The 22,837-nt window shown below is 47.2% G+C and carries 20 protein-coding genes and 1 tRNA gene; 12 read left to right on the forward strand and 9 right to left on the reverse strand.

Annotated elements, in window-relative coordinates:
- Nucleotides 1-319: 319 nt before the first annotated feature.
- A complete protein-coding gene (locus tag ACYVF1_RS00585; protein ID WP_461074545.1) occupies nt 320-565 on the reverse strand; it encodes a hypothetical protein in 246 nt (81 codons plus the stop codon).
- Nucleotides 566-737: 172 nt separating this feature from the next.
- A complete protein-coding gene (locus tag ACYVF1_RS00590; protein ID WP_461074547.1) occupies nt 738-1,568 on the reverse strand; it encodes a T9SS type A sorting domain-containing protein in 831 nt (276 codons plus the stop codon).
- 178 nt (nt 1,569-1,746) lie between these two features.
- Here ACYVF1_RS00590 and ACYVF1_RS00595 point away from each other — a divergent pair, with 178 nt between their 5' ends.
- The 5 genes from ACYVF1_RS00595 (at nt 1,747) to ACYVF1_RS00615 (ending at nt 7,030) form a co-directional block, all read left to right on the forward strand.
- Entirely contained in the window at nt 1,747-3,651 is a 1,905-nt protein-coding gene (locus tag ACYVF1_RS00595) for a sensor histidine kinase (RefSeq protein ID WP_461074549.1), read from the forward strand.
- 69 nt (nt 3,652-3,720) lie between these two features.
- Nucleotides 3,721-4,401 (forward strand): response regulator transcription factor, encoded by a 681-nt coding sequence (locus ACYVF1_RS00600; protein ID WP_461074551.1) that lies wholly within the window; start codon nt 3,721-3,723, stop codon nt 4,399-4,401.
- A gap of 154 nt (nt 4,402-4,555) precedes the next feature.
- Nucleotides 4,556-5,530, forward strand: coding sequence for a porphobilinogen synthase (hemB, locus tag ACYVF1_RS00605; RefSeq protein WP_461074553.1), 975 nt, complete (start codon nt 4,556-4,558; stop codon nt 5,528-5,530).
- Nucleotides 5,527-6,864 (forward strand): dihydroorotase, encoded by a 1,338-nt coding sequence (locus ACYVF1_RS00610; protein WP_461074555.1) that lies wholly within the window; start codon nt 5,527-5,529, stop codon nt 6,862-6,864. The genes hemB and ACYVF1_RS00610 overlap by 4 nt, the downstream gene beginning before the upstream one ends.
- Nucleotides 6,865-6,946: 82 nt before the next feature.
- Nucleotides 6,947-7,030: transfer RNA gene (locus ACYVF1_RS00615), tRNA-Leu, on the forward strand.
- Nucleotides 7,031-7,507: 477 nt separating this feature from the next.
- Here the strand turns inward: ACYVF1_RS00615 and ACYVF1_RS00620 are convergent.
- The gene (locus tag ACYVF1_RS00620; protein ID WP_461074557.1) at nt 7,508-7,744 is read right to left on the reverse strand and encodes a hypothetical protein; all 237 of its coding nucleotides are present in this window, start codon (nt 7,742-7,744) and stop codon (nt 7,508-7,510) included.
- 423 nt (nt 7,745-8,167) lie between these two features.
- Here ACYVF1_RS00620 and ACYVF1_RS00625 point away from each other — a divergent pair, with 423 nt between their 5' ends.
- The 5 genes from ACYVF1_RS00625 to ACYVF1_RS00645 all read left to right on the forward strand — a co-directional run bounded on the left by ACYVF1_RS00625 (nt 8,168) and on the right by ACYVF1_RS00645 (nt 11,997).
- A complete protein-coding gene (locus tag ACYVF1_RS00625; RefSeq protein ID WP_461074559.1) occupies nt 8,168-9,094 on the forward strand; it encodes an FG-GAP repeat domain-containing protein in 927 nt (308 codons plus the stop codon).
- On the forward strand, nt 9,063-9,323 hold the full coding sequence (locus ACYVF1_RS00630) for a hypothetical protein (protein ID WP_461074561.1): 261 nt from the start codon (nt 9,063-9,065) through the stop codon (nt 9,321-9,323). Before ACYVF1_RS00625 ends, ACYVF1_RS00630 begins: the two co-directional genes overlap by 32 nt.
- A gap of 88 nt (nt 9,324-9,411) precedes the next feature.
- Complete coding sequence (locus ACYVF1_RS00635; RefSeq protein WP_461074563.1) at nt 9,412-10,329, forward strand: hypothetical protein; 918 nt, start codon at nt 9,412-9,414, stop codon at nt 10,327-10,329.
- A gap of 607 nt (nt 10,330-10,936) precedes the next feature.
- Nucleotides 10,937-11,293 (forward strand): PadR family transcriptional regulator, encoded by a 357-nt coding sequence (locus ACYVF1_RS00640; protein ID WP_461074565.1) that lies wholly within the window; start codon nt 10,937-10,939, stop codon nt 11,291-11,293.
- A 14-nt stretch (nt 11,294-11,307) separates the two neighbouring features.
- Complete coding sequence (locus tag ACYVF1_RS00645) at nt 11,308-11,997, forward strand: hypothetical protein (RefSeq protein ID WP_461074567.1); 690 nt, start codon at nt 11,308-11,310, stop codon at nt 11,995-11,997.
- Between the two features lie 724 nt (nt 11,998-12,721).
- Here ACYVF1_RS00645 and ACYVF1_RS00650 read toward each other — a convergent pair.
- The 4 genes from ACYVF1_RS00650 to ACYVF1_RS00665 all read right to left on the reverse strand — a co-directional run bounded on the left by ACYVF1_RS00650 (nt 12,722) and on the right by ACYVF1_RS00665 (nt 17,414).
- Nucleotides 12,722-14,005: a Y-family DNA polymerase gene (locus ACYVF1_RS00650; RefSeq protein ID WP_461074569.1), complete on the reverse strand. Its 1,284-nt coding sequence runs from the start codon at nt 14,003-14,005 to the stop codon at nt 12,722-12,724.
- A complete protein-coding gene (locus ACYVF1_RS00655; protein ID WP_461074571.1) occupies nt 13,989-14,459 on the reverse strand; it encodes a LexA family protein in 471 nt (156 codons plus the stop codon). The genes ACYVF1_RS00650 and ACYVF1_RS00655 overlap by 17 nt, the downstream gene beginning before the upstream one ends.
- A 76-nt stretch (nt 14,460-14,535) precedes the next feature.
- Entirely contained in the window at nt 14,536-16,767 is a 2,232-nt protein-coding gene (gene porZ / locus ACYVF1_RS00660; RefSeq protein ID WP_461074573.1) for a type IX secretion system anionic LPS delivery protein PorZ, read from the reverse strand.
- A gap of 17 nt (nt 16,768-16,784) precedes the next feature.
- Nucleotides 16,785-17,414 (reverse strand): thymidine kinase, encoded by a 630-nt coding sequence (locus tag ACYVF1_RS00665; protein WP_461074575.1) that lies wholly within the window; start codon nt 17,412-17,414, stop codon nt 16,785-16,787.
- A gap of 206 nt (nt 17,415-17,620) precedes the next feature.
- On the opposite strand from ACYVF1_RS00665, the gene ACYVF1_RS00670 reads away from it, so the two are divergent.
- Both ACYVF1_RS00670 and ACYVF1_RS00675 read left to right on the forward strand, forming a co-directional pair.
- The gene (locus tag ACYVF1_RS00670; RefSeq protein ID WP_461077775.1) at nt 17,621-18,940 is read left to right on the forward strand and encodes a hypothetical protein; all 1,320 of its coding nucleotides are present in this window, start codon (nt 17,621-17,623) and stop codon (nt 18,938-18,940) included.
- 197 nt (nt 18,941-19,137) lie between these two features.
- Nucleotides 19,138-21,252: a ComEA family DNA-binding protein gene (locus tag ACYVF1_RS00675; RefSeq protein ID WP_461074577.1), complete on the forward strand. Its 2,115-nt coding sequence runs from the start codon at nt 19,138-19,140 to the stop codon at nt 21,250-21,252.
- A gap of 10 nt (nt 21,253-21,262) precedes the next feature.
- Here ACYVF1_RS00675 and ACYVF1_RS00680 read toward each other — a convergent pair whose 3' ends face one another.
- Together ACYVF1_RS00680 and ACYVF1_RS00685 are read right to left on the reverse strand one after the other, a co-directional pair.
- A complete protein-coding gene (locus ACYVF1_RS00680) occupies nt 21,263-22,009 on the reverse strand; it encodes an ABC transporter ATP-binding protein (protein ID WP_461074579.1) in 747 nt (248 codons plus the stop codon).
- Between the two features lie 87 nt (nt 22,010-22,096).
- Nucleotides 22,097-22,828, reverse strand: a complete 732-nt coding sequence (locus ACYVF1_RS00685) for an MlaE family ABC transporter permease (protein WP_461074581.1) — start codon at nt 22,826-22,828, stop codon at nt 22,097-22,099.
- Nucleotides 22,829-22,837 lie beyond the last annotated feature (9 nt).

A 22,837-nucleotide genomic window follows, 5' to 3' on the forward strand; every position in this document is an offset into this window, starting at 1 on the left:
TTGAATAATCGTGCTCGACAATGGTTTAATACAAATTAAAATATAAAAGAGGCTTGAATCAGTAAATGTTAACGTACTGGCCAATACGTTATTAATCGGGCTTGTCTACGGTTGCCAGATAATTTGCTACACTAATAATTCGATACAACTTGGAAGATAATTGCTCAGAAAAGAGCAAAAATAATGCCGTAGCAGGGCCACAGCAGTCGAGTATTTTAACGAAGTGAAGAGTGCCTTAGAGACAATTTATAAGAAGGAGAATATATAGTCTTGTTGTGTGGATTATTAACCGAGTTGAAACAGATATTTCTCTGCTCAATTAATAAGAGCGAACTGGACGAAGGTGCGTAAATACAGCCACTAACCGCTCACTTAGAGCATTTTTAGCCGCCTGAACAGCCGGTTTCCACTCGGCCGCTGCCCGAACTTTAGCTTTAGAATTGGATACGCATGGTTTAGCACGTAGCTGTTTACGGGCGGCAAACACGTTGTGTGGGTGCCCCATGCTCATAGCTTGTCCGCTTAATCCTACTAACAAAATCCCGATGATAACAGCAGCCTTCATGTTCTTAGTATTTATGACACCACAAAGTTATGTGTTTTATTTGGTATCTTGCAATACATAGTACTAAAATTTCTTAAAATTTTTTGTACGTATCCAAATTGTTATGCTCAGGTTCCAGATTTCCGGCTGGCAAATGTAAACAAAAACCGGAAATCTGGAACCTAATTCAGTATTAATCAACAACAATTCGTTTTACGGCCCCGTCTTCATTCTGGGTAACTGTAATAAAAAATGTGCCCTGCGATTTGCTGCCCAAAGCTATCTGCCCGACGAATTCGCCCGAAAAATCTTTTATTTCCCGGCGTGCAATTTCTTTTCCCTTCGAATTAGTGACAATAATGCTAACATCGCCTTTAGCCGGAGCTGTAAACCGTACGTTAATCTGGTCACGATCTGGATTGTTTGGATAGGCATCCAGGCTACGAATGGTAGAAGGTTTCGCGTTAAAATTGCGTGACCATTCTTCGAAAGGGCGAGCCAGTTTCTGATCGAAATCTTTTGGAAACTCATACCGGAACCGATTCACACGGTCGGTTAGTGAATCGAAACCCTGCCGAAATTCATAACGCCAGTTGTTGTCATCCCAAAGCTCCCGATTGGTCTTGGGCGATCTGCCGCGATACACATAAACATCTCCTGGGGCGCGTTTCGATCTCATCTTTAATTCTTTACGCCCGGCTATTTGGCTGTCTCCGTCGTCATCAACAATAATGGTCATTTGCCGACGACCTTCTCCTTTCCGGGTGGCTTTCAACGAATCGACCAGTTTCATGACTAGTTTTTCGCGTTCGGAATCGTTTTTCCCATTTAGTCGATACGTTCGCTCAATTTCACGCACATCAGCTCCATTACGTTCGATGATTCTGACGTGCACTTCAGAGTTGTCATCCGTCGATTTGGTAGAGGGGGCGGCTTTTTTCTGAGCGATGGCCACTCCGCTCAACGTAACGGCCAGGAGCAGGACAGGTACGAACCGTAGCCCGCTAAAAACTGTTTTTTTCATAGTACAGACGAATTGCAAACGAAAGAACAATAAGTTGCTAAACCGATTGATAGTGGGGGTGTTAAAGTTTGTTAATGAGCCAATGAGTCGCCAACACGATTCGTACTTTTACTAACCACTACGCTTGGTTTTTTATAGATAGAGAAAATCGAGTGGACGTTGCATGAACGAGTAAAAAATGTCGAAACAACGCATAAGCTGGATTGTGGCACTGATGGCAATAGGGTTGCTGGGGCTGGTTGGCCTCCAGGTCTATTGGATTAATAGTGCCTTTCGGCTACAAAAAGAACAGTTTGCCTATAAGGTTACGGATGCACTTCAGGAGGTTGTCCGCACGCTGGAGCGGCAAGAAATTGTTTTCCTGACCAAACAACGTATTCAGGCACGAGAACAGCAAAACCGGCTGATGGCCATTGCCAAGAAAGAAGGCAAGGGCGGAAGCAAACCCGTAAATAATCCACGTAAAACCACCTCCGCTCCGTCTATTGCGCAGGCAAAAACGAGTCATTCGCCGACGGGTGATGGACTGGTTTACCGGCAGACGATTCCGTTGGACGTACCATTTGGGGGAGCCGTAGTCGTTCAGTCCGACGTACTGCATCCGACCGCTCGACCACTCTCGCCTGAACAGACGGCTATTGTGGCAGAGTTTTTACGGCAACAAGGTGAGTTGATGGCGATTGGCGATTGGCAAACGCAGATTGTTCAGCAGCAACAGTTCGACCGCTGGTTCGAGAACGTAATGAACACCGAACTGCCACGTATTAACAGCGAGGCAATGGCGCACCGCCAGGACTCCATACGTAAAGTCCGGAAAAAGCAGCTTCGCCTGGCTGCGCAAAAACAGCGGGAACGTCAGGCCAGCACGCTGGTTGCGGGGAAACTGGATTCGAACAGCAAACTCACCAGTGTGGGTCGATCGAAAAGTGAAGGCCAGTCAGATATGGTCAAAGATATTTTAAAAGGTTTACTCCTCTCCGATCGTCCAATTGAGGCTCGTATTAACCGATTGGCGCTCGATACGTTGCTCCGGCAAACGCTGGCCGAACGAGGGATCAGCATTCCGTTCTCATATGCAGTACGCACTCGTCAGCAGCCTAACTTTTTATTTGCGTCGACGGGTATAGATGCTCAACAGCTAGATGTCAACGGGTATAAAGCCGCTTTATTCCCGAATAATTTGATGGAAACCGGGAATTACGTCTATATCTATTTTCCCACCCAGCAACAGTTCATTCTGGGTCGATTGGGTTTCACATTCGCAGCATCGGCCATACTCATTCTGGTTATTCTGGCTTGTTTTTACATCGCCATCAATACGATTGTTCGGCAGAAAAAGCTGGCAGATATCAAGAATGATTTCATCAATAATATGACCCATGAGTTTAAAACGCCGATTTCTACCATCTCGCTGGCGGTCGAAATGGCGCAGGAGCAACTCCATTCCGACGTACCGATGGATCGCTCAGGAATCGATAGCCAACCCAAAGATCGATTGGGGCGTTATATGGGTATTATTCGGGACGAAACCCGGCGGCTGGGTTCACACGTTGAGAAAGTATTGCAAATGGCCTTGCTGGACCGGGGCGAAATCAAACTCAATCTATCTTCGGTGAACGTTCATGATGTTATTGAAAAAGTGCTTAATAATCTGAGTCTCCAGATTGAACAACGTGACGGTGAGCTTGACCTGCATTTCGATGCCGATCAGGAAGTGGTCGAAGCCGACGAGGTGCATCTGACCAACATCGTATACAACCTGCTGGATAACGCGCTGAAGTACTCGCCCGACAGTCCGCATATTACGTTGAGTACTCGAAACGCACCCGATGGTGTCAGTATTACCGTTGCTGACCAGGGGTTGGGCATGACCAAAGAACAGACCAGTCGAATTTTTGAGAAGTTTTACCGGGTTCCTACGGGCAATCGTCACGACGTAAAAGGCTTTGGTTTGGGGCTCAGCTACGTTAAAAAGATGGTTGATGAGCATCACGGCCAGATACTGGTCGAAAGCCATCCCGGAAGAGGCAGTTCGTTCGAAGTAATTTTACCATATAAAATGAGCGAAAGAGGGAAAGAGTGAAAGAGCGGAATCCAGCGCTCTTTCACTCCGCTTCGGCGGTCCGATTTCACTCTTTCCCTCTTTCCATTTATGACCACTATTCTTCTCGTTGAAGACGACCCAAACCTGGGGCAGTTGGTGCAGGAATACCTGACCATGAAAGGATACGCCACCGATCGCGCTACTGATGGTAATCAGGGCCTGCAGAACTTCATGAGCAAATCCTATGACTTGTGCATATTCGACGTAATGATGCCCAAAAAAGATGGATTTACGCTGGCTAAAGAAGTACGTATGGGCGACCGTGACGTACCGATCATCTTCCTGACCGCGAAATCGATGCAGGAAGACACCATTCAGGGGTTTAAGGTGGGGGGCGACGATTACATCACGAAGCCATTTAGCATGGAGGAGTTGCTGCTACGTATCCAGGCCATTCTTCGTCGGTCGCAGCGGTCGCCCGACGCTACGGAGCCTACTACGTATCAGATTGGAAATCTTGCCTTCGACTATCCACACCAGCTTTTGATACATAATGGCGCTTCGCAGAAACTAACCAGCAAAGAGTCGGAATTATTAAAATTGCTGGCGCAGAACCTCAATCAACCCGTCAGTCGTAGCTTTGCACTGAAAATGGTTTGGGGTGATGATTCCTATTTCAACGCCCGAAGCATGGACGTGTACGTAACAAAACTTCGAAAATATTTAAAAGAAGACCCTGAAGTTCAACTCGTTAACGTACACGGCGAAGGATTTAAATTGATTGTGTGAATGAGTTGTAACCCGGGCCGCCGGAGCGGTTGTAGGGTTATACGATTGTAAAATTGACTGACGTAAAATCGATCTGTGTGTCAACCAACTTTATAATCTTACAACCCTACAACCGCTCCGGCGGCCCGATTTACAACTTTATAACTATACAACATTGGCAAACTTAATACGTCGCCCGCGTCGGAATCGTCAGTCGGCGGTTATTCGCGACATGGTTCAGGAAACCCGGTTGTCGGTTACCGATTTTATTTTACCCCTCTTTATCATGGAGGGCAAGAACGTTCGCTCTGAAGTAAGTTCGATGCCTGGCATTCATCGCTTATCACTTGATCTGATGCTGGAAGAAATCCAGGAATGCGTGGATTTAGGTGTTCAGACGTTCGATTTATTTCCAAATCTGCCCGAATCGAAAAAAGACAAATACGCTACCGAGAGCTACAACCCAGATGGCTTATATCCTCAGGCGATACGTGCCATCAAAGATCGCTTCCCCGACGTAGTGATCATGACCGACGTAGCGATGGACCCTTACAGCTCCGACGGGCATGACGGCATTGTAGAAAATGGCAAAATTCTGAACGACGCTACGTTAGAAGTGCTAGGCAAGATGGCGCTAACGCAGGCACAGGCCGGAGCCAACATCATTGGGCCGTCGGATATGATGGATGGCCGGGTTGGTTATCTGCGTCAGATTCTCGATGAAGGCGGTTTTCATGAGGTTGCAATCATGTCGTATTCAGCTAAATACGCCAGTGCCTTCTACGGCCCTTTCCGCGACGCGCTCGATTCTGCACCGAAATTTGGTGATAAGAAAACGTATCAGATGAACCCTGCTAATAGTCGCGAAGCCATTATCGAAGCGCAACTCGATTTTGAAGAGGGCGCCGATTTCCTGATGGTAAAACCAGCGCTGGCCTATCTGGACATCATCAAACTACTGAACGACAACTTCCATTTGCCCATTGCCGCCTACAACGTCAGTGGCGAGTATGCGATGATTAAAGCGGCTGCCCAGCGCGGCTGGCTTGATGGCGAACGTGCTATGATGGAAGCGCTGATGGCTATCAAACGGGCGGGGGCTACCGTCATTTTAACGTATTTCGCCAAAGAAGCGGCTCGGTTATTATGAGTAAATTATTGATACGTAACGCCCAAATTGTCAACGAAGGGCAGATTACCGAAGCCGACATTCTGGTTGAAGACGGCTTCATTTCACAAATCAAATCGGGGCTTTCGGACAAGGACGTAGCACAGATTATTGATGCCAATGGGCAATACGTATTACCCGGCGTTATTGACGATCAGGTTCATTTTCGGGAGCCAGGATTGACGCATAAAGCAACCATCCATTCCGAATCGCGGTCGGCTGTAGCGGGTGGCGTAACCACTTTCATGGAAATGCCCAATACCGTGCCGAACGCGCTCACGCAGGAATTACTCGCCGATAAATACGCCATTGCTGCGCAACGTTCGCTAGCGAATTATTCCTTTTTCATGGGCGCGTCGAACGACAACCTCGACGAAGTGCTACGTACTGATCCGCATACTGTTTGTGGTATAAAGGTTTTTATGGGATCATCGACGGGTAATATGCTGGTCGATAATGAGCGGGTACTGGATGCTTTGTTTCGACAGAGCCCCATGCTCATTGCTACGCATTGTGAAGATGAAGCCACTATACGTAGCAATACCGAACGTTACAAAGCTGAGTATGGTGAATCGGCTACCGCTACGTTGCATCCGCTGATACGTAACGAGGAAGCCTGTCTGAAATCATCGTCGCTGGCGGTGGCGCTGGCACGTCAGCATAATGCCCGTTTGCACGTATTGCACATCTCTACCGCTGATGAACTGGCTCTGTTCGATAATACGTTGCCCCTTACCGAGAAACGTATCACGGCTGAAGTTTGCGTACACCACCTCTGGTTCGATAGTGACGATTATGCTACGTTAGGTAACCAGATAAAATGTAATCCGGCGATTAAAGCTCCGCATCACAAGGAAGCGTTATTGGCAGCCCTGCTGGATGACCGTTTGGACATTATTGCCACAGATCATGCGCCACACACCTGGTCCGAAAAGCAGCAGAATTACTGGCAGGCTCCCTCTGGTTTGCCGTTGGTGCAGCATCCACTGCTGCTGATGCTCCAGTTTGTGAAGCAAGGCAAACTGTCTCTGGAAACGGTTGTTCGAAAAATGAGCCACGCCCCCGCCGATTGCTTTCAGATTGCCCGCCGAGGCTACATTCGGGAAGGTTACTGGGCTGATTTGGTTCTTATTGACGCTACGTACTCAACAACCGTTTCGAAGCAAAATATTCTATATCAATGTGGTTGGTCACCGCTAGAAGGACAAACGTTTGACAATTGCATCACTCATACGATCGTGTCCGGTGAATTGGTATATAAAAATGGTGAATTCATAACGGATAAACCAGGTGAGCGATTGGCCTTTAGCCGGTAATGGTGTAAATTTTTTAGCCAATTTTCTTGCAAAAAGAACGTAGCAGCACGTATCTTTGCCATCCCAATACGGGGAACGTACTGCCGAAGTGGTGAAATTGGTAGACACGCACGTTTCAGGGGCGTGTGTCTTTACGGACATGCGAGTTCGAGTCTCGCCTTCGGCACACAACTAAGCCGCAAACTCTTGATTTACAAGAGTTTGCGGCTTTTTATTTTGTAATAGGGGACGGATTGGGGGACGGAAAGGCTTGCTCATATTAAGCTGCTTCTATATCTTATTCTATCTTTACTATAAAAAGTGTAAAATACTTTACTCAATAAGTAAAGTATATATACGTATCTTGTTGATAGTGAGGGGTTTGTGGGTGTTTACTCTTGAATTTACTTTTTATTTGCCAAAAAATATACCCTATCTTTGAAAGTACCCTTATGTTCTAAAATACCTTGTTCTTTTAGTTCATAAACAGCTTTTCTAACGTCTTCAAGTGGAACCTCAACCAATCTTCTGTAAATATTAGATATAGAGCTATCAGGATTATATTTCTAATCTTCTTCAACAAGGGCTTTTAATCTATGTGGTTCGATTGTCTCTAGTGTGGGCTTAACATTTAGTTTAGAACTCGCTATTAATTTGGGGTTTATCAAATACTTCGTACCACGGGTTCTTGTCCGGCCTCTTCCAAAAAGATGGAAACACGTAACGGTTTCGAATCAATCAAGTCAATGAAGTGACTGTGAAAATCAACTAACCCTTTCAGCTTTTTGTCAAGTACTTTCTGGAGGTCCTGTCTGTTCCGAACGGCAGCAAATTCCATATCCAGTGCCTGAATAATCTCACTTTGCTCGATCAGTTCCTGTAAGGTGAAGGTGTCAGACATGGTTGGAATAAACTATATTTCTTTTAGTTTTTCTGCCAAAAAGATAGGTTGGCCATTTCACTTGAATCAATCTAACAAAATTGTAGATAATGACGCCAAGGTTTTTAACAAAACAAAGCTTTGATTATAATAGTCAAAGATCAGGGCTTGTGCCAGACGGCAGCTGTCCTATTTAGGGCAAAAATCATCCACTAACAAAACTTTCGTGTTTCCAGGTTGGTCAACTATGTATCCAAGTTGATCGGGCCGCAATTGATAGAATCAGCTAAGTAGTTAAGAAGTAGACGGATTGTAGCCCTTCTCAAAACAACTCATGTCACGAATTTGGTCATACAGGTTAATTAATCCAGTGTTCATATCAGTTTAGCCTATGGGAGTTTAATTAATCAATAACATTGCGGTTTGATAGAAACCCAATTCTGTATGCGCCAATTCTACGCTAGCTGCCAGAAAACCAAATACGCGCTCACCTTTTATGAATCCCATCATCCTTACCATCCTCAAAATTTACCCGTCCTTGTTTGTTGGGGGCTGTTACTTGATTTACTGACTGGCCTGAGTCGCCAGACTTGGGCGCAGTGTTTTCAACCGGCCGCCAACTATCCGGTGGGCACTACCTCTAGATCAGTAGCAGTAGCCGACTTTAATAGCGATGGCAAGCCCGACCTGGCTACCGCCAATATTTTGAGCAGTGTTGTATCAGTACTGCTGGGTGATGGTCAGGGCAATTTCGGCCCCGAAAAGGATTTTGGCACGCAGAGTGGCCCGCGAGCGGTGGCCGTAGCCGACCTGAATGGCGATGGGAAACCGGATCTGGTTACCGCTAACAATACCGGCCTCAGCCTGTCGGTGCTGCTCAACTGCACTACCGCCCCTTCGCTGAGTCTGGCCACTTCGGCTACGCCCAACCCGATTTGCGCGGGTAGCTCTACTCAACTATCGGTAGCGGCTTCGGGCGGTACAGCGCCCTGCTCCTACACCTGGGCGGCCCCGGCGGGTATTACCCTGTCGGTTACCTCCACTAATGTGGTTCCAGCCAGTGTCGACGAGAGCCTTAGCGGCCCTCAAACCATCAGCGTTACGTCGGCGATTCCTTATTCAGTTACCTTGGCGGACATCAATGGTTGTACCGCTTCGACTAGTTTCGTCGTGGGGGCCGATCAGACGGTGCCTACCGTGAGCATCTCGCCCAACTCGGCTACGTTGACCTGTGCCAACCCAAGCGTGAGTCTGGCCGCCGACGCAGCTTGGAGGAGTGCTCAACGTGACGGGCATCAGTTCCGTAATGGTGACGGCCACCGATCCGCAGGGTTTGACTGTGAGCACTACGTTTACGTTGCGTGTGATTGATCCGAACGACTGCCGGACGAATGGGACTATCACGTCGGTGAAAGCAGGGAATTGGGATGATCCGGCGGTTTGGACGTGTGGAGTGGTTTCCGGTACTGCTGACGTAGTGCAGCTCAACAACGTAGTGAATTTGCCGAACAGGTACGTAGCAAAGATCAAAACGCTACGTTACGGAACCGGTGGCAAGCTAACGTATCAGACTGGTGCCCGGGTGAGACTGGGTTTTTAAGCTATTTACAACACAAGTCGGCAGGGGTATAGCCATAATTTCGGCAAGACACCTGTACCACTCTCTTTCAAATGAACGATCGATGAAAATGAAGACGAAGTATTTGGTACTTATACTGGCTATCCTAACGAACAGCTATCACCTGAGTTTTAGTCAGGGGTGTAGCGACGCTGGTTTTTGCACGATTGGTGCTCTAAAATCACACCTGAAAACCGACAGTACCCGACAAAAGCTCAGTTTTCTGCTTCCGGTGGGTATTGGCGACCAATCGGTATTGATTATCACGCCCAGTCTGCAATACGATCGCCAGCTCTCGAGCCGCTGGGCCATTCAGACTAAGCTAACCGCCAATTATGCCAAGGGGGATTTAGGACAAGCTACGGGCCTAGGTGATCTCTTTTTGGCCGGCATATACACCCTTAACGGCACGTCACGCTGGAGTACCGCCCTGACGCTGGGTCTAAAACTTCCATTGACTACTAGTAATGGAAAATCGCATGGATATTCGCTCCCCATGACCTACCAGAGTAGTCTCGGAACAGTCGATCTCATTATGGGTGTATCGGTTAACAGTACACGCTGGCAGTTGTCGGTAGGGTGGCAACAACCGCTCAGTGGCGCCAATGCCAACACCTTTTTACCTACCGCTGATATGCGCTTAACAGCAGCGGCTTACCCACCATCCAATCAGTTTAGCCGCCAGGCCGATGTATTAGGACGGGCCGCTTATACGCTACTATCCCAGGGTAAGCTAAAACTTAGTGTAGGCCTACTGGGGATTTACCATGTAGCCGATGATACCTACCAGACAGCCGCCCAGCACACGCTACCCATTTATGGTTCGCAGGGACTTACATTGAATACTACCGTCGCGGGCTGGTGGTTTCTCTCGCCCCGTATCCGAATGGGTATTACAGCTGGATCACCACTGGTGGTTCGGAAAATTCGCCCGGATGGGCTTACCCGAAGCCTGGTAGTTTCTCCTGAAATCAGCTGGGTATTTTAACGGAATTGGATAGTAATCCTAATGTATTCCGTGCATTAAAAAGATAATTCATTTATCTAAAGCTGTCGTGGGATGATAATGGAAAATATAGCGATGCAGCACGTATACTGCCAATGTCTAAAATCCGAGTGCAGCTATACAGAGTAGAATTGTAGCTAGTGAGGACACTCCGTTAGTGAATCCCTTAGTAAAGCGAAACGATCATAACTGAAATCCAGAAGCGTAGCGCTATATACCAGTGCACTTGCGAAAATAAGTCAAGGACTGATTTATTAAGGATATGGACAGATTCATCCTTCAACCATACATAATTCGGTGTACGTCCGCACCTGGTCAGAGCCGATGGTCAAATTGACTTCGAATGACAGGATATCTTCCCTGATAATGGTTAGCGACTCACGTACGTATTGGTGTTGAAGGTGACAGGTATCAGAGAATCGGGCTTTGGTTTACCCTAATGAGATCAATATACGTAGTAAAGTCCTGGGCGAATAGCTAACAAGGTAGTTAAATCTAAAACCTAGTAGCTTATAAAGAACGATTTTTGAAACTTGAAAAAATATATGCCTAAGATTCAGTAGTATATATAATATTAGTATATTTGAGCATGAACACTACTGCCCACCAGCTACTCAAGGGTAGCCTTAGCGCCATCATTCTTAAACTGCTGGCCAATACTGAGTGGATGTACGGCTATGAAATTTGCCAAAAAGTTAAGCAAATCACTGATGGTCAGCTCAAGATTACCGAAGGAGCTCTTTATCCAGCTTTGTACAAACTGGAAGCCGACGGCATCCTGATTACCAGAACTCAGATTGTGGAGGGCCGTGCCCGTAAGTACTATGCCATTGCCCAGGATCAGCAAGGAAACGCTGTAGATAAACTGGCTCAGATTGAGCAATTTATCTATCAATTACAACGCATACTTACTCCCTGTGATCTCCATAAGCTTCCGACTACCTAATTAACTTTATAGCTATGACTCAGGATCAACATGCGCACATCACTACCTTTCTGACTCAACAATGTGAGTTGATCGAAACCGTCTTTATCGACGAGATGAGGGACCACTTTGTAACTTCTGTGGAAGCCCGTATGGCCGATTCACTTTCTTTTGAGGAGGCACTTCATCACACGATTGATGACTTTGGTGGGCCAGCTACCATCCAGAATATGGAATGGACGTATCGGAAGGTGTATCTGAAAAGTCTGCTGCGGGACTGGTGGGCACTGGTAAAAAGCCAATTCGCTAGTCACAAACGAGTTCGGACGCTACTGGTGGTCGGCTTTGTTACGTTTGCAAGCTTGTATTTTGGCTTGATGAGTGATTTTATGGGCGTATTCGGCGATAAGATGCTATGGAATTCAATACAATGGGTGGCTATTGTATGGGCTATAATGCTCAGCTGGTTTTTGCTCCAACGAGTGGCTCCCTGGTTTAAGAAAGTGGGGGTAGTCCGATTCCCCGCCTTGTTGATCCGGCTGCTTACATATGTGTTGTGGGTTGGCACTGTGTTGCTTTATGTAAGCATTGGTAGTTTGGAGATATCCTTGCTGGTTAAAGGCTTAAGTTATTGTGCTCTTTGGTCCGCATCGGCATTGTTTTATCTGGGGCTGGTTGATTTCTCGAAGCAAACAGACCCCAACTCGTGGTACCAAACCAGATAGGTACTAGATTCCCATATTAATCACGGCCTCAATAATGGTCCGTTAAAGGTGATTGATCATCGAAAAAATACTATCTGGAAGCCATCGGCTGGTGTAACAGCGACAAGCTGGACTCTGAAAAAGCTCAAAAAGTGCACCAGGGCATCGGAGCATTTTATGTCAAACAGAAACGATTGCCTGAAGCCCGTTACCATCTAGAGAAAGCCTTTAACGATTCGATTTTTAACGAAACGAAAAGTAAGCAGATTGCCAGTCTGCAAATTCAATACGACACCTGCTAGAAAGAACAAAACATTACGTTGCTTACCAAACAAAGTAAACGAGAAGGTGCGCCCATTACTAAACACAGACGAAAAAATAGAGATTACGACTGGTCTTGAATTTTGGTTTACCCCGCCGGAGTCCAGAAAAATGCCACCTCCTTATAAACAGTTTTTACTGACGTGGTCGGCTATTTTTCCGCTTTCAGTGCTTATCCCCTGGTTGCTTTCATCGCTAGTCTGGATGCTTCCTTTTTTATCTTCCCCATTGGTTAAGCCACTTTTGACGAGCTTACTTATTGTGGGCCTTATGACATTTGTAATTATGCCACGTTATAGCCGGTTGGTAGCAAAATGGCTCTATAATTAGAGATTCATTTAGTGAGTCAAATCGCTTGCGAGTTACCCATCTATAAAACAAGTTGGAACACTTTGCTATGGGCCTATTTAATAGCTTACGCTCGCTATTTCGCCACTAAAATTTCATTCCATCGGGTTGTGTACCGTTTCGATAAATAGCGAAACTGCATCGGCCATTCGGGGTTGTTTTGTTGAGAGGCTAATCGAAGCTTACCTGACCCGAAGCGCTGATTGATTTTGTCGACCACGCCTGAGAGCTTTACCCGGTTTTCGTCAAGACCAGCTGTGAACAGATTCGTTTCCCGGTAGTCGGCCGAAACCAGATCCGTCAGCATGATGCCTACTTTTTGATAGAGGTAGTTAGGGTCATAGATTTCTTTAAGAGCACCGACTGCATAATGAATCATGTCGAGCACATTATTGGTCGGGTGAGGAAGAATAATTGTTCGGGAAGGATTGTGTTGTTTGTCTGGTAGTCCAGTTCCTGGCGTTTTTCTATGTCGATTCGTCTTTAGATAGACCGTTAGGCAGCCCGCCAATGAATCCTGGCGACGTAACTTCTCACAAACCTTACTCAGGTGGGTGGTCAGTGCGTCTTCAAGGATAGCCGGGTTAGCCGTTACCCGATGGAAGCCGGGCTCGGTACAGAAGGACTTTTTAGGCTTCTGGCCGACCTCAAGCAACTTGCAGGGGCGTCCCTGTAGCTCATACACCAGCCGCACGCCGTTTACCGTCATCATCTGACGTATCCAGTCAATGGGCACTTTACTCAGTTGATAGGCTGTAAAGATTTCGAAGCTTTTAAGTTTCTGGGCAGACTGACGGCCAACACACCATATGTCTTCTACAGGAGTATTTTTCAGTACTTCATCAATTTTTTCCGGCGAATCCAGTACGTATACCCCGTTGTGTTCGGGAGATTTTTTCGCTAGTCGGTTGGCGATTTTCGCTAGTGTTTTGGTCGGGCCAAACCCGATACTGACCGGAATACGGAGCCACTGGTCAATCTTAGCGCGAATGGATTCGCCTAGATCTCGGTAGGAGGGGTACAGACAATCATAGCCCTCGACCACAAGAAACGCTTCGTCGATGCTGTAGACTTCAACATCCTCAGCAAAGTTTGTCAGCAAGCTCATCAACCGCGCCGATGTATCTCCGTATAGTGCGTAGTTCGACGAAAAAACAGCAATGTCGTGTTGATTTCTCAGTTCCGATAACTGAAAAAACGGCTGACCCATTTTAATATTCAAGGCTTTAGCTTCGTCGCTACGTGCTACCACGCAGCCATCCCGGTTCGATAAAACAATGACCGGCTTGCCTTCCAGTGTCGGGTTAAAGCTGCGTTCGACGGAGCAGTAAAAACAGTTGGCATCAATCAGGGCGTACATATCGGGGTGGTTTGGAGAGGATATACGTAACGACGCCCAGCACCCGGAACGTATCGCGGTCTTTATGGACGTAAATCGGTGAATAGTTCTCGTTGCTGGGTTCAAGAATAATCATCTTACCCGCCCGAATGAAGCGTTTGACGCAGCAATCGCCATTTACCCAGCAAACCACTACGTTGCCCGTTTCTGCGGGAATGGCCGAATCGACAACTAGAATCGAGCCCGGAAAAATATAATCACCTAACATGCTTTCGCCTGCAGCTTTCACGAAGTAAGTACTGTCGGGATGGGCCACGCACAGGTCTTGCAGGTTTAAACGGGTTTCAATAAAGCTATCGGCTGGAGAAGGAAAACCTGCCTGTACTTGGGCGCTGAAATAAGGGATTGCCTGTCGACGTTTGGGGTCGAGCCGGAAGATGTTTTCGGCGGGGATGGGATCAAGCGAGTCGAGCATAGGCGGACAAAGCCAATTAACCGCCTATATTATACTTTTGTTATATATGTTGCAAATAAATTATAGTGAGTCAGCCCTAACGTACCACCGCCAGCTTCCCAGCTAAGCTTTCAGAGCCGTCGGACGTAACGGTTACGACCAGATAAACACCGGTTTGTGCGGGTCGATTTCGGTAATCGCGAAGATTCCACGTAGCAGTGCCCCCCTGCGACCGTGTTTCATACACCAACTGCCCGCCCGCGTCCAGAATTTTTACTGTGGAATTATCGGTAAGGCCATTAATGCCGACCGTTCCCGTAAAATCAGGCCGGACGGGATTGGGAAAAATGGTTAGTTTATTGAGGATTTCGGTTGGTTCGGTAGCTGGCCCACGGTACGACATGATACCACCCGGCGTCTGCATAAACACCATGCCACTAACGGGTTCTACAGTCACTGCCGGTACGTAGTTGTAAGGCAGCGGGCTCGTAGCGGTCGTAAACGTTTCAAGCAGTTGCGAACCGTCGGGCGCGACCCGGTAAACTCCATTCGGTGTGCTCATCCATTTCCGATTACCCCCATCGACGGCAATCGAAAGAATATTTTCGTTCGCCAGCAGCCGACGCCGGTTCAGAATAGGTGCTTGTGCGTCAACTATCGCATCGAATGCACCGGCGGGATTATCGAAAACCATCGGCCCCAGACTGGTACCTACCCAAATAATACCCAGTTTATCTTTTACCAACGTCTTCACCTCATTTGTCAGCAAACCACCTTGCCCGCGCGTAGTAGTTAGGTAACGGCTGCGGCTGTTTTGTGGGTCAACCACTAAAATGCCCGATCCACCTATTTTGAGCCAGAGAAATCCGTTATCATCGGCAACAATCTGATTCACATAAACTTGACTAACAAACGGAAACGACTGAAACTGCCCATCCGGCCGCCGGACATGGAGAACGGTTGGGGAAGAGTTTGAATAATTAGTCGTTATCCACAGATTCCCTTCCGGATCAACATCTAAACTAGTAATGTTTATCGGAATGTTAGTGGGCAACGTAACGCGTGCCAGCGTGCCGTCTGCACTGTAGCTCCACAAACCTGATCCAAGGCCAGCCAGATAAAGTTTTTGTTCGTTAGGAATATAGACGGCTGTTGAAAAACCACCTGTACTACCCGGTAAAGGTAAATTCTGCCATCGGCCCGTGGGTATGGATAACTGCTCAAGTGTTGGTGAAATAGCTAGCCCCAGGAGCATATTGGGGTAAGCGTACAAGGCCGCAAAGGAGTCGGTACTTGGTCCTTCGGGAACGATACGCTGGAACGTACCATTGTTGCCAAACAGCAGTCCATTTCGATTATCAGCTACCCAAACCGTATTACCATCTGCCACAACCTCACGTGGGTAAACTAATAAATTTCCAGAAAACGGATTCGTGCCCGGCAACGTAACCGATTTCTCAGTAACCAGAATTGGTCCGTTAGTACTGGAAAACTGGCGAACGAGCGTATTGCTAAGGGGCTTGGTCAGCGTCCATTTTCCGTTCTGACGTTCATAAACACCTTCGTTTCCAACACTGGCCTGTAATTTTCCTCCGCTGGCTATCAATGAAATATTGCCTTTGCCTGGTAACGTAACAGAACGCCAGTTGGCCGGATCAGCAATATTCACGGAAGTCGACAGACGTACCGACCGTATCTGATACTGATTGCGGATTTCGCTTGCTGGCGGAAGCAACGCATACAGGCTATCGTTAGCAACAGCCGTTTCTGTAGTCAAATAAATGGGCGTTGTGGCCTGCGGAGTGAAGTACGTATCACGAATCTCGTCTTTAACCAGATCGAGTACAATGACGCCGAAACTGGCACTTAGATAAGCTGTATTCCCAACCCGATTAATGTGGTAAATACCAGCCGATCCCAGCGACGTAATAACCGTGTTTACATTTTTGATGGCTCCTGGCTCTCCCGTGTTCGAAACCGTTAAAAAATCCAGATTGCCATTCTGGTAAGCAATAAGTAATCGATGCTGATCCGCCAGATACAACAAGCGACTAATACTCATCTCACTGAAACCCTGCGATTTACCTAAGACCGTCGTTTCGTTCGTGGTTTTGTCGTAGTAGAAAAATCCATTCTGACTGGCGGCATAAATTTTATTTTCGACCACCGCCACCGACTGCCCCGACAAATAACTCACGTGCGTTTGCCACGTACCAATCTGGGCAAGTGATGAGTGATGAATGAGTAATGAAAAATATATGATGTATAACGTATGATATATGCTGCTCGCTAGCCGCAAACGGTTTTTTCTGAGCCTCAAAGCCTTCATACATTTTACATCATACTTCATACATTATTCTGAACGTCTTCATACGCCCATTCCTTGCGTCCGGCTTCGGTGCCAAGGCCAAAACAACGTCGGCAGCGGGCTTCGTAGCTATCGGTCTCGCCCAAAAGTACGCGCTCTTTCGATGGAACAAGCCGGTAGGAGTATTGCGCAATATCGCCACAAACCACGCAGATGGCGTGCACTTTCGTTACGTATTCAGCAATGCTCATCAGTTGCGGCATACAACCAAAAGGCTTGCCTGAGAAGTCCATATCGAGCCCGGCAATGATCACGCGCTTCCCCTGATTGGCCAGCGTATTGGCCACTTCGGTAATCTCTGAATCGAAAAACTGGGCCTCGTCAATGCCAACTACATCACAATCACCAGCTAGCGTTAAAATTTGGCCCGCTGTTTGCAGTGGGGTTGAATGAATAGTATGCGCCGAGTGCGAAACGATATTTTCTGCGTCATATCGCGTGTCTAAACCAGGCTTGAAAATCTGGACATTCAGCTTCGCTATTCGAGCCCGCGTAAGCCGCCGGATTAACTCTTCGGTTTTTCCCGAAAACATAGATCCACAAATAACTTCAATCCATCCGGTGCGAAGATGAGGTGGTTCACGGCGTCGGGTCGGTTCAATAAACATAGCAATAAATAAGTAACTCCAGCGATACGACTAAGCTAACTGACTTAACCATGATTAACCAAGACGAGCATTGTTTTATTTACCCACATGGATTACCCGTAAGAGGATTAAATCATGGTTTGCAACCCGCAGCATTTGATTTCTTCAATGAGAAAGGGCGGTTTGTGCCCGAAAGCTATATATTTACAAAACAAAGGCTTTTCCTGATGTCGAACAAGTTTAACGCGAACGCGCTTAGCGAATACAGCAAGTCCTACGCCCGTCGGATAGCAGCTGATTTTTACCAGAAACACGCTACAATTAATGGTCAGCAGATTCTTAAACTGACGCCCATTAGTCAAATCAACTTGTTTATTATCAGCAGTCTTTCGGATAAATGGCAGGCCGATGCCGAGAAGTTTCGCAGCCCTTACTTTGACTTTACAGATGCCGATGTTCAGGAAGCGTTACAGAACTTTATGAACGTAGTGTCGCAGCATATTTCAGTACGTCGCGAACACCTCGAACCCCTGCTTGCCGATGCCACCCGACGCGCTATTATCATGATTTTTGATCCTAGATCCTATTTCGATGATGTGCTCCGGGAACAGCCAGAATTTACGGTAACAGCGTCGGCGTTGAAACAAATTGTTCGGTACACAAAAATTAATCAGTTTATTCCGCAGCATATCACGCAACGCCTAAACGGCCGGCCGTTTGTGTATGTGAATCAGGCGCTTACCTATCTGGATGAAGCCCTCACACAACGTGGGCATGAACTCGAACATTACGATAAGTTTGTAGCGTTGTTCTCGGAAAAGTTACCGATGGACGTATCGGTACTGCTACGTAGTCACGTACCGGACACGATTCCGGCGAACCCGGCCCGGTCGTTCTTCGACACAGCTACCTCAAATGAGACGACTATTCCGCCTGCGCCATTAGTGCCTGTTGAGTCTGTTCCTGAGAGCGTTACACCGGCCATTCCGCCCCAACCTACGCCGTATGAGAAAGCCGACGTAACAGAAGAACGTACATTGCCGATTGAAAGGCCGCTTCAGGATGTTGACTACAGTTCGACCATGATTGGTACAAAATTCCTGAATGGTGAAGCTGGTCCTAAACCCGTAGCGCCTATCAGTCAGCCATCGACAATGCCGACGGGAGCTATTACACCCTCCGTTGAACCAGAGTTAACGCTACCATCCGATACGTCGTCAACAGCAAGTGAACCTACTACGTTAAATGATACATTGCGGGATACGGTCCCAACCGAAGCGGCAACTGTTGCTGAGAAATTTAACCGGGCGCCAATTGAAAGCGTAGCCCGCAGTATTTCATTAAACCAAAAATTCCGGTTTATCAACCAACTGTTCAATGGTAACTCAAGTGCTTATAATCAGGCGGTTGAAGAAATTGATAAACTAAATAATTACGGGCAGGCCCTCGATCTGATTTCGTATCGGTACGCTTCTCAATATCTCTGGGACATGAGCAGCGATGAAGTAAGCGAACTGGTTGAGATTCTCAAGCGCCGGTTTGCTTAACATCTTGTCTTCTTTTGGAGCTTGTCACGAATGCCATTACCTGTGAGTAATGGCATTCGTCGTTTCGCACATATCCCACCCTAAATCCATTCCCGTGGGGAGGGACTTAGGGTGGGGTTTTGCTACATGATGTATCTTTTTGAGCAGGTGACCGTCTTACAGAACGCATTCATTGCCAACGACGTCTGCGTGTCTGGATGAAGGCGATTCACCCAACCCCAAAAGATTCATTGCGAACGGTTTATTTCCTGATATTATCTGGATGGCTCATAAGCGGACCTCTCTTTTCGCAAAACAAGCCGCCACTTCGGTCAGATGCTGTAACTTCGCTTTTGCAGGACTTATTTCCCGTACAAACGGAAGGCGTTGACTATGAGTCTATTTTTGACGCGCTGACGCAACTCTACGCTCAACCTCTCGACATAAACAAAGCTACTCGCGATGAACTGGCGGCAACGTACCTACTGACAGAACGCCAACTAAATAGCCTGATAACGTATCGAACAGATTTCGGCGATCTATTATCCATTTATGAGCTTCAGGCGGTACCCGATTTCGACGTAGCGACCATCCGAAAGTTAACGCCGTTTATCACCGTCTCTAGTACGCCTGGACTTTTCGGAAAACTTGCTACGTCTACCGATAACTATTTAATTCTCCGCTACGAACGAGTGCTAGAGAAACAAAAAGGCTTTACGGAAGCTACACCCGATAAAAAGGGTAAACTTTCGACTCGCTACGTTGGTGATGCCAATCAGTACTACGTTCGTTATCGATACAGTCGCCCCCGCGCCTTTAGTTTTGGCCTGACGCTGGAAAAGGACCCTGGCGAACGACTAGTCTGGCAACCATCAGCGAATCAGTACGTTGCTGATTATGTATCGTTTCATGCACAATTGCAAAATCGGGGCAAATGGCGGTCGATCATCTTGGGCGATTACCAAGTGCAGGTTGGTCAAGGTTTAGTGCTCTCGGCGGGATTTGTGCTGGGAAAAAGCGCCGAAACGGTACAGACGCTACGTCGCCCGACATTGGGTAGCCGTCCCTACACATCGCTTACCGAATCTGGCTATTTTCGTGGAGTCACTGCTACGTATGCCATCAGCTCATCTCTGGACGTAACACTTTTGTCCGCTCGTAACCGGCGAGATGCCAACACGGCTGAAGGTAATGCAGAAGAAAGTTCGATTGCTACGTCCTTACAAACATCTGGCTTGCACCGTACACCAGCAGAAATTGCCGACAGAGCTAGTTTAACAGAAACAAATCTGGGAGCGCATCTGCTATACCATAACCGTCAGCAACTACAAATCGGACTGACCGCGCTAGGTACTACGTTCGATACGTTCATCCGTAAGCGCGATTTGCCGTACAATCAGTACGAATTTACCGGAAAGCAGAACGTAGTGGCTGGTCTGCATGGTAGCTATATTTGGCGCAACTGGAATCTATTTGCCGAAATGGCCCGAAGTTTCGGTTCGGCCAGCAATTCGGGCGGATTAGGATTTGTGGGTGGTACGTTGGTGAGTTTGACGAAAAAACTGGATGCCTCCCTGGTGGTACGTCATTACGACCGAAATTTCCACAGTTTTTATGGGAACGCCTTCAGTGAAGGAGGTCGTAACGTGAATGAATCGGGTGTATACACTGGCCTGAAATACAGCGTTTACCGAAAATTAACTGTCGGTGGATTTGTGGATTTATTTCGCTTCCCCTGGCTAAGATATCTGGTAGATAAGCCCTCAAAAGGATTCGATTATCTGCTTCAGTTACGCTATACACCCAATCGGCAAACCGCTTTCTACGTAGTGATACACGATGAACATAAAGAGAAAAACTTGCCCGAAGATAAAGCGAAGAACGTAGTAAGCACCATTCGAAAAAACTACGTACTGAATGCTGATTATAATCTTCGGCGAGGATTGTCGTTACGTTCGCGAATACAATGGGGGAGCTTTCAGTACGTTGGTCAAGCGCCTAAACGTGGCGTTACGTTGGTACAGGATGCTACGTTCGAATATCGAAAATTGAGTCTGAGCGGCCGGATAGCGTTGTTTAATACCGACAATTATGACAGTCGGCAGTACGTTTACGAGCGCGATGTGCTTTATGCCTTTGCCTTTCCGGCCTATTTCAATCGGGGTATTCGGCACTACCTGATGGCGCAGTACGCAGTAAACCGTCATCTAGACGTATGGATACGTTGGGCCAGAACTGACGTAATAAACCAATCCATAGTTGGCTCTGACCTTGATCAGATTGACGTTCCGCATAAGTCAGAAGTGAAGATGCAGATACGGTGGCGGTTGTAGAGACTGATTTCTATTTTTCCATTTCGCGGATGAGCTTATTCGCGTTGATGAATTCGTTCAGTTCCTTTACGTCGGAATGAATTAATGTATCGCTGTTGCCTTCCCAAACCTTTTTGCCTTTGTAGAGAAACATGATTTTCTCGCCGATCTCCATCATCGAATTCATATCGTGGGTAATCACCACCGTTGTGATTTTATATTCGTCAGTGATTTCAGAAATAAGCTGGTCAATCTTGATGGATGTCAGTGGGTCGAGGCCGGAGTTGGGTTCATCGCAGAATAAGTATTTGGGATTCAGGACGATGGCGCGTGCTATACCGACGCGTTTTTTCATCCCGCCACTAATTTCGGAAGGCATCCGGTCGCCCGCATCGCCCAAGCCGACGCGCTGCAAACACTCCTGCGACCGATCAACTTTTTCCTTTTCCGATAAATCCGTTAGCATATCGAGCGGGAAACGTACGTTCTCCAGCACGGTTTTTGAGTCGAATAGGGCCGATCCCTGAAACAGAACGCCCATTTCACGCCGAATGGCTTTCTGTTCTTCAAGATCACTCGTCAAGAAATTCCGACCATCGTAAAGTACTTCACCAACATCGGGTTTGACGAGGCCAATCATGCACTTCAACAGCACACTTTTCCCAGTACCGCTACTCCCGATAACCAGCGTTGTTTTGCCCGGCTCAAATGTACCGTTGATGCCCGCCAGTACCTGCCGATTGCCAAAAGTCTTTTCTATATTCTTGATTTCGATCATAACTAAAGAGCGAAAGAGCGAAAGAATGAAAGAGCGAATGAGCCGCCTTTCAGACCTCGCTCTTTCGCTCTTTCATTCTTTCGCTCTTTAAGTAAGTAACATCTGCGTCAGGACGAAGTCGGCGGCAACGATGGCGATACAACTGTTGGTTACGGCTGATGTTGAAGCCGCCCCTACCTCCAGCGCTCCCCCGCGAACGTTGTAGCCCTGATAGGCCGAAATGGTTGACACCAGAAAAGCGAACACTACCGTTTTGATCAGTGCGAACGTAACACCGAATGGTTTGTAATCGACGCGCAGCCCCGTTACATAATCTTCGGCAGAAATTACACCGGCCAACGTACCGGCAATATAACCACCCAGAATCGCCAGGAAGCCCGCCATGATTACCAGTAGCGGAAACATTAGTACCGAAGCAACTACTTTCGGCAGCACCAGATACGAACTCGAATTGATACCCATAACTTCCAGTGCGTCAATCTGTTCGGTGATTCGCATCGTGCCTAATTCGCCCGCGATATTAGACCCTACTTTACCCGCCAGCACAATGCAGGACAGGGTAGGAGCCAGCTCCAGGATAGAACTGTCACGAACAATCAGCGCGATGATGTTTTTAGGGACAAACGGGTTAGTCAGGTTATACGCCGTCTGAACGCAGGTAACTGCACCAATAAACGTATTGACCAGCGCTACAATGAAAATAGATCCAACGCCTATTGAGGTACATTCATTCAGGATAAGACTCAGATAGACACGCATCTTTTCGCGATTCCGAAAAAGAGTGCCTAGAAAAATAAAATAACTACCTAATCGTGACATAAAAGCGTG

This window comes from Spirosoma flavus (assembly GCF_054778555.1).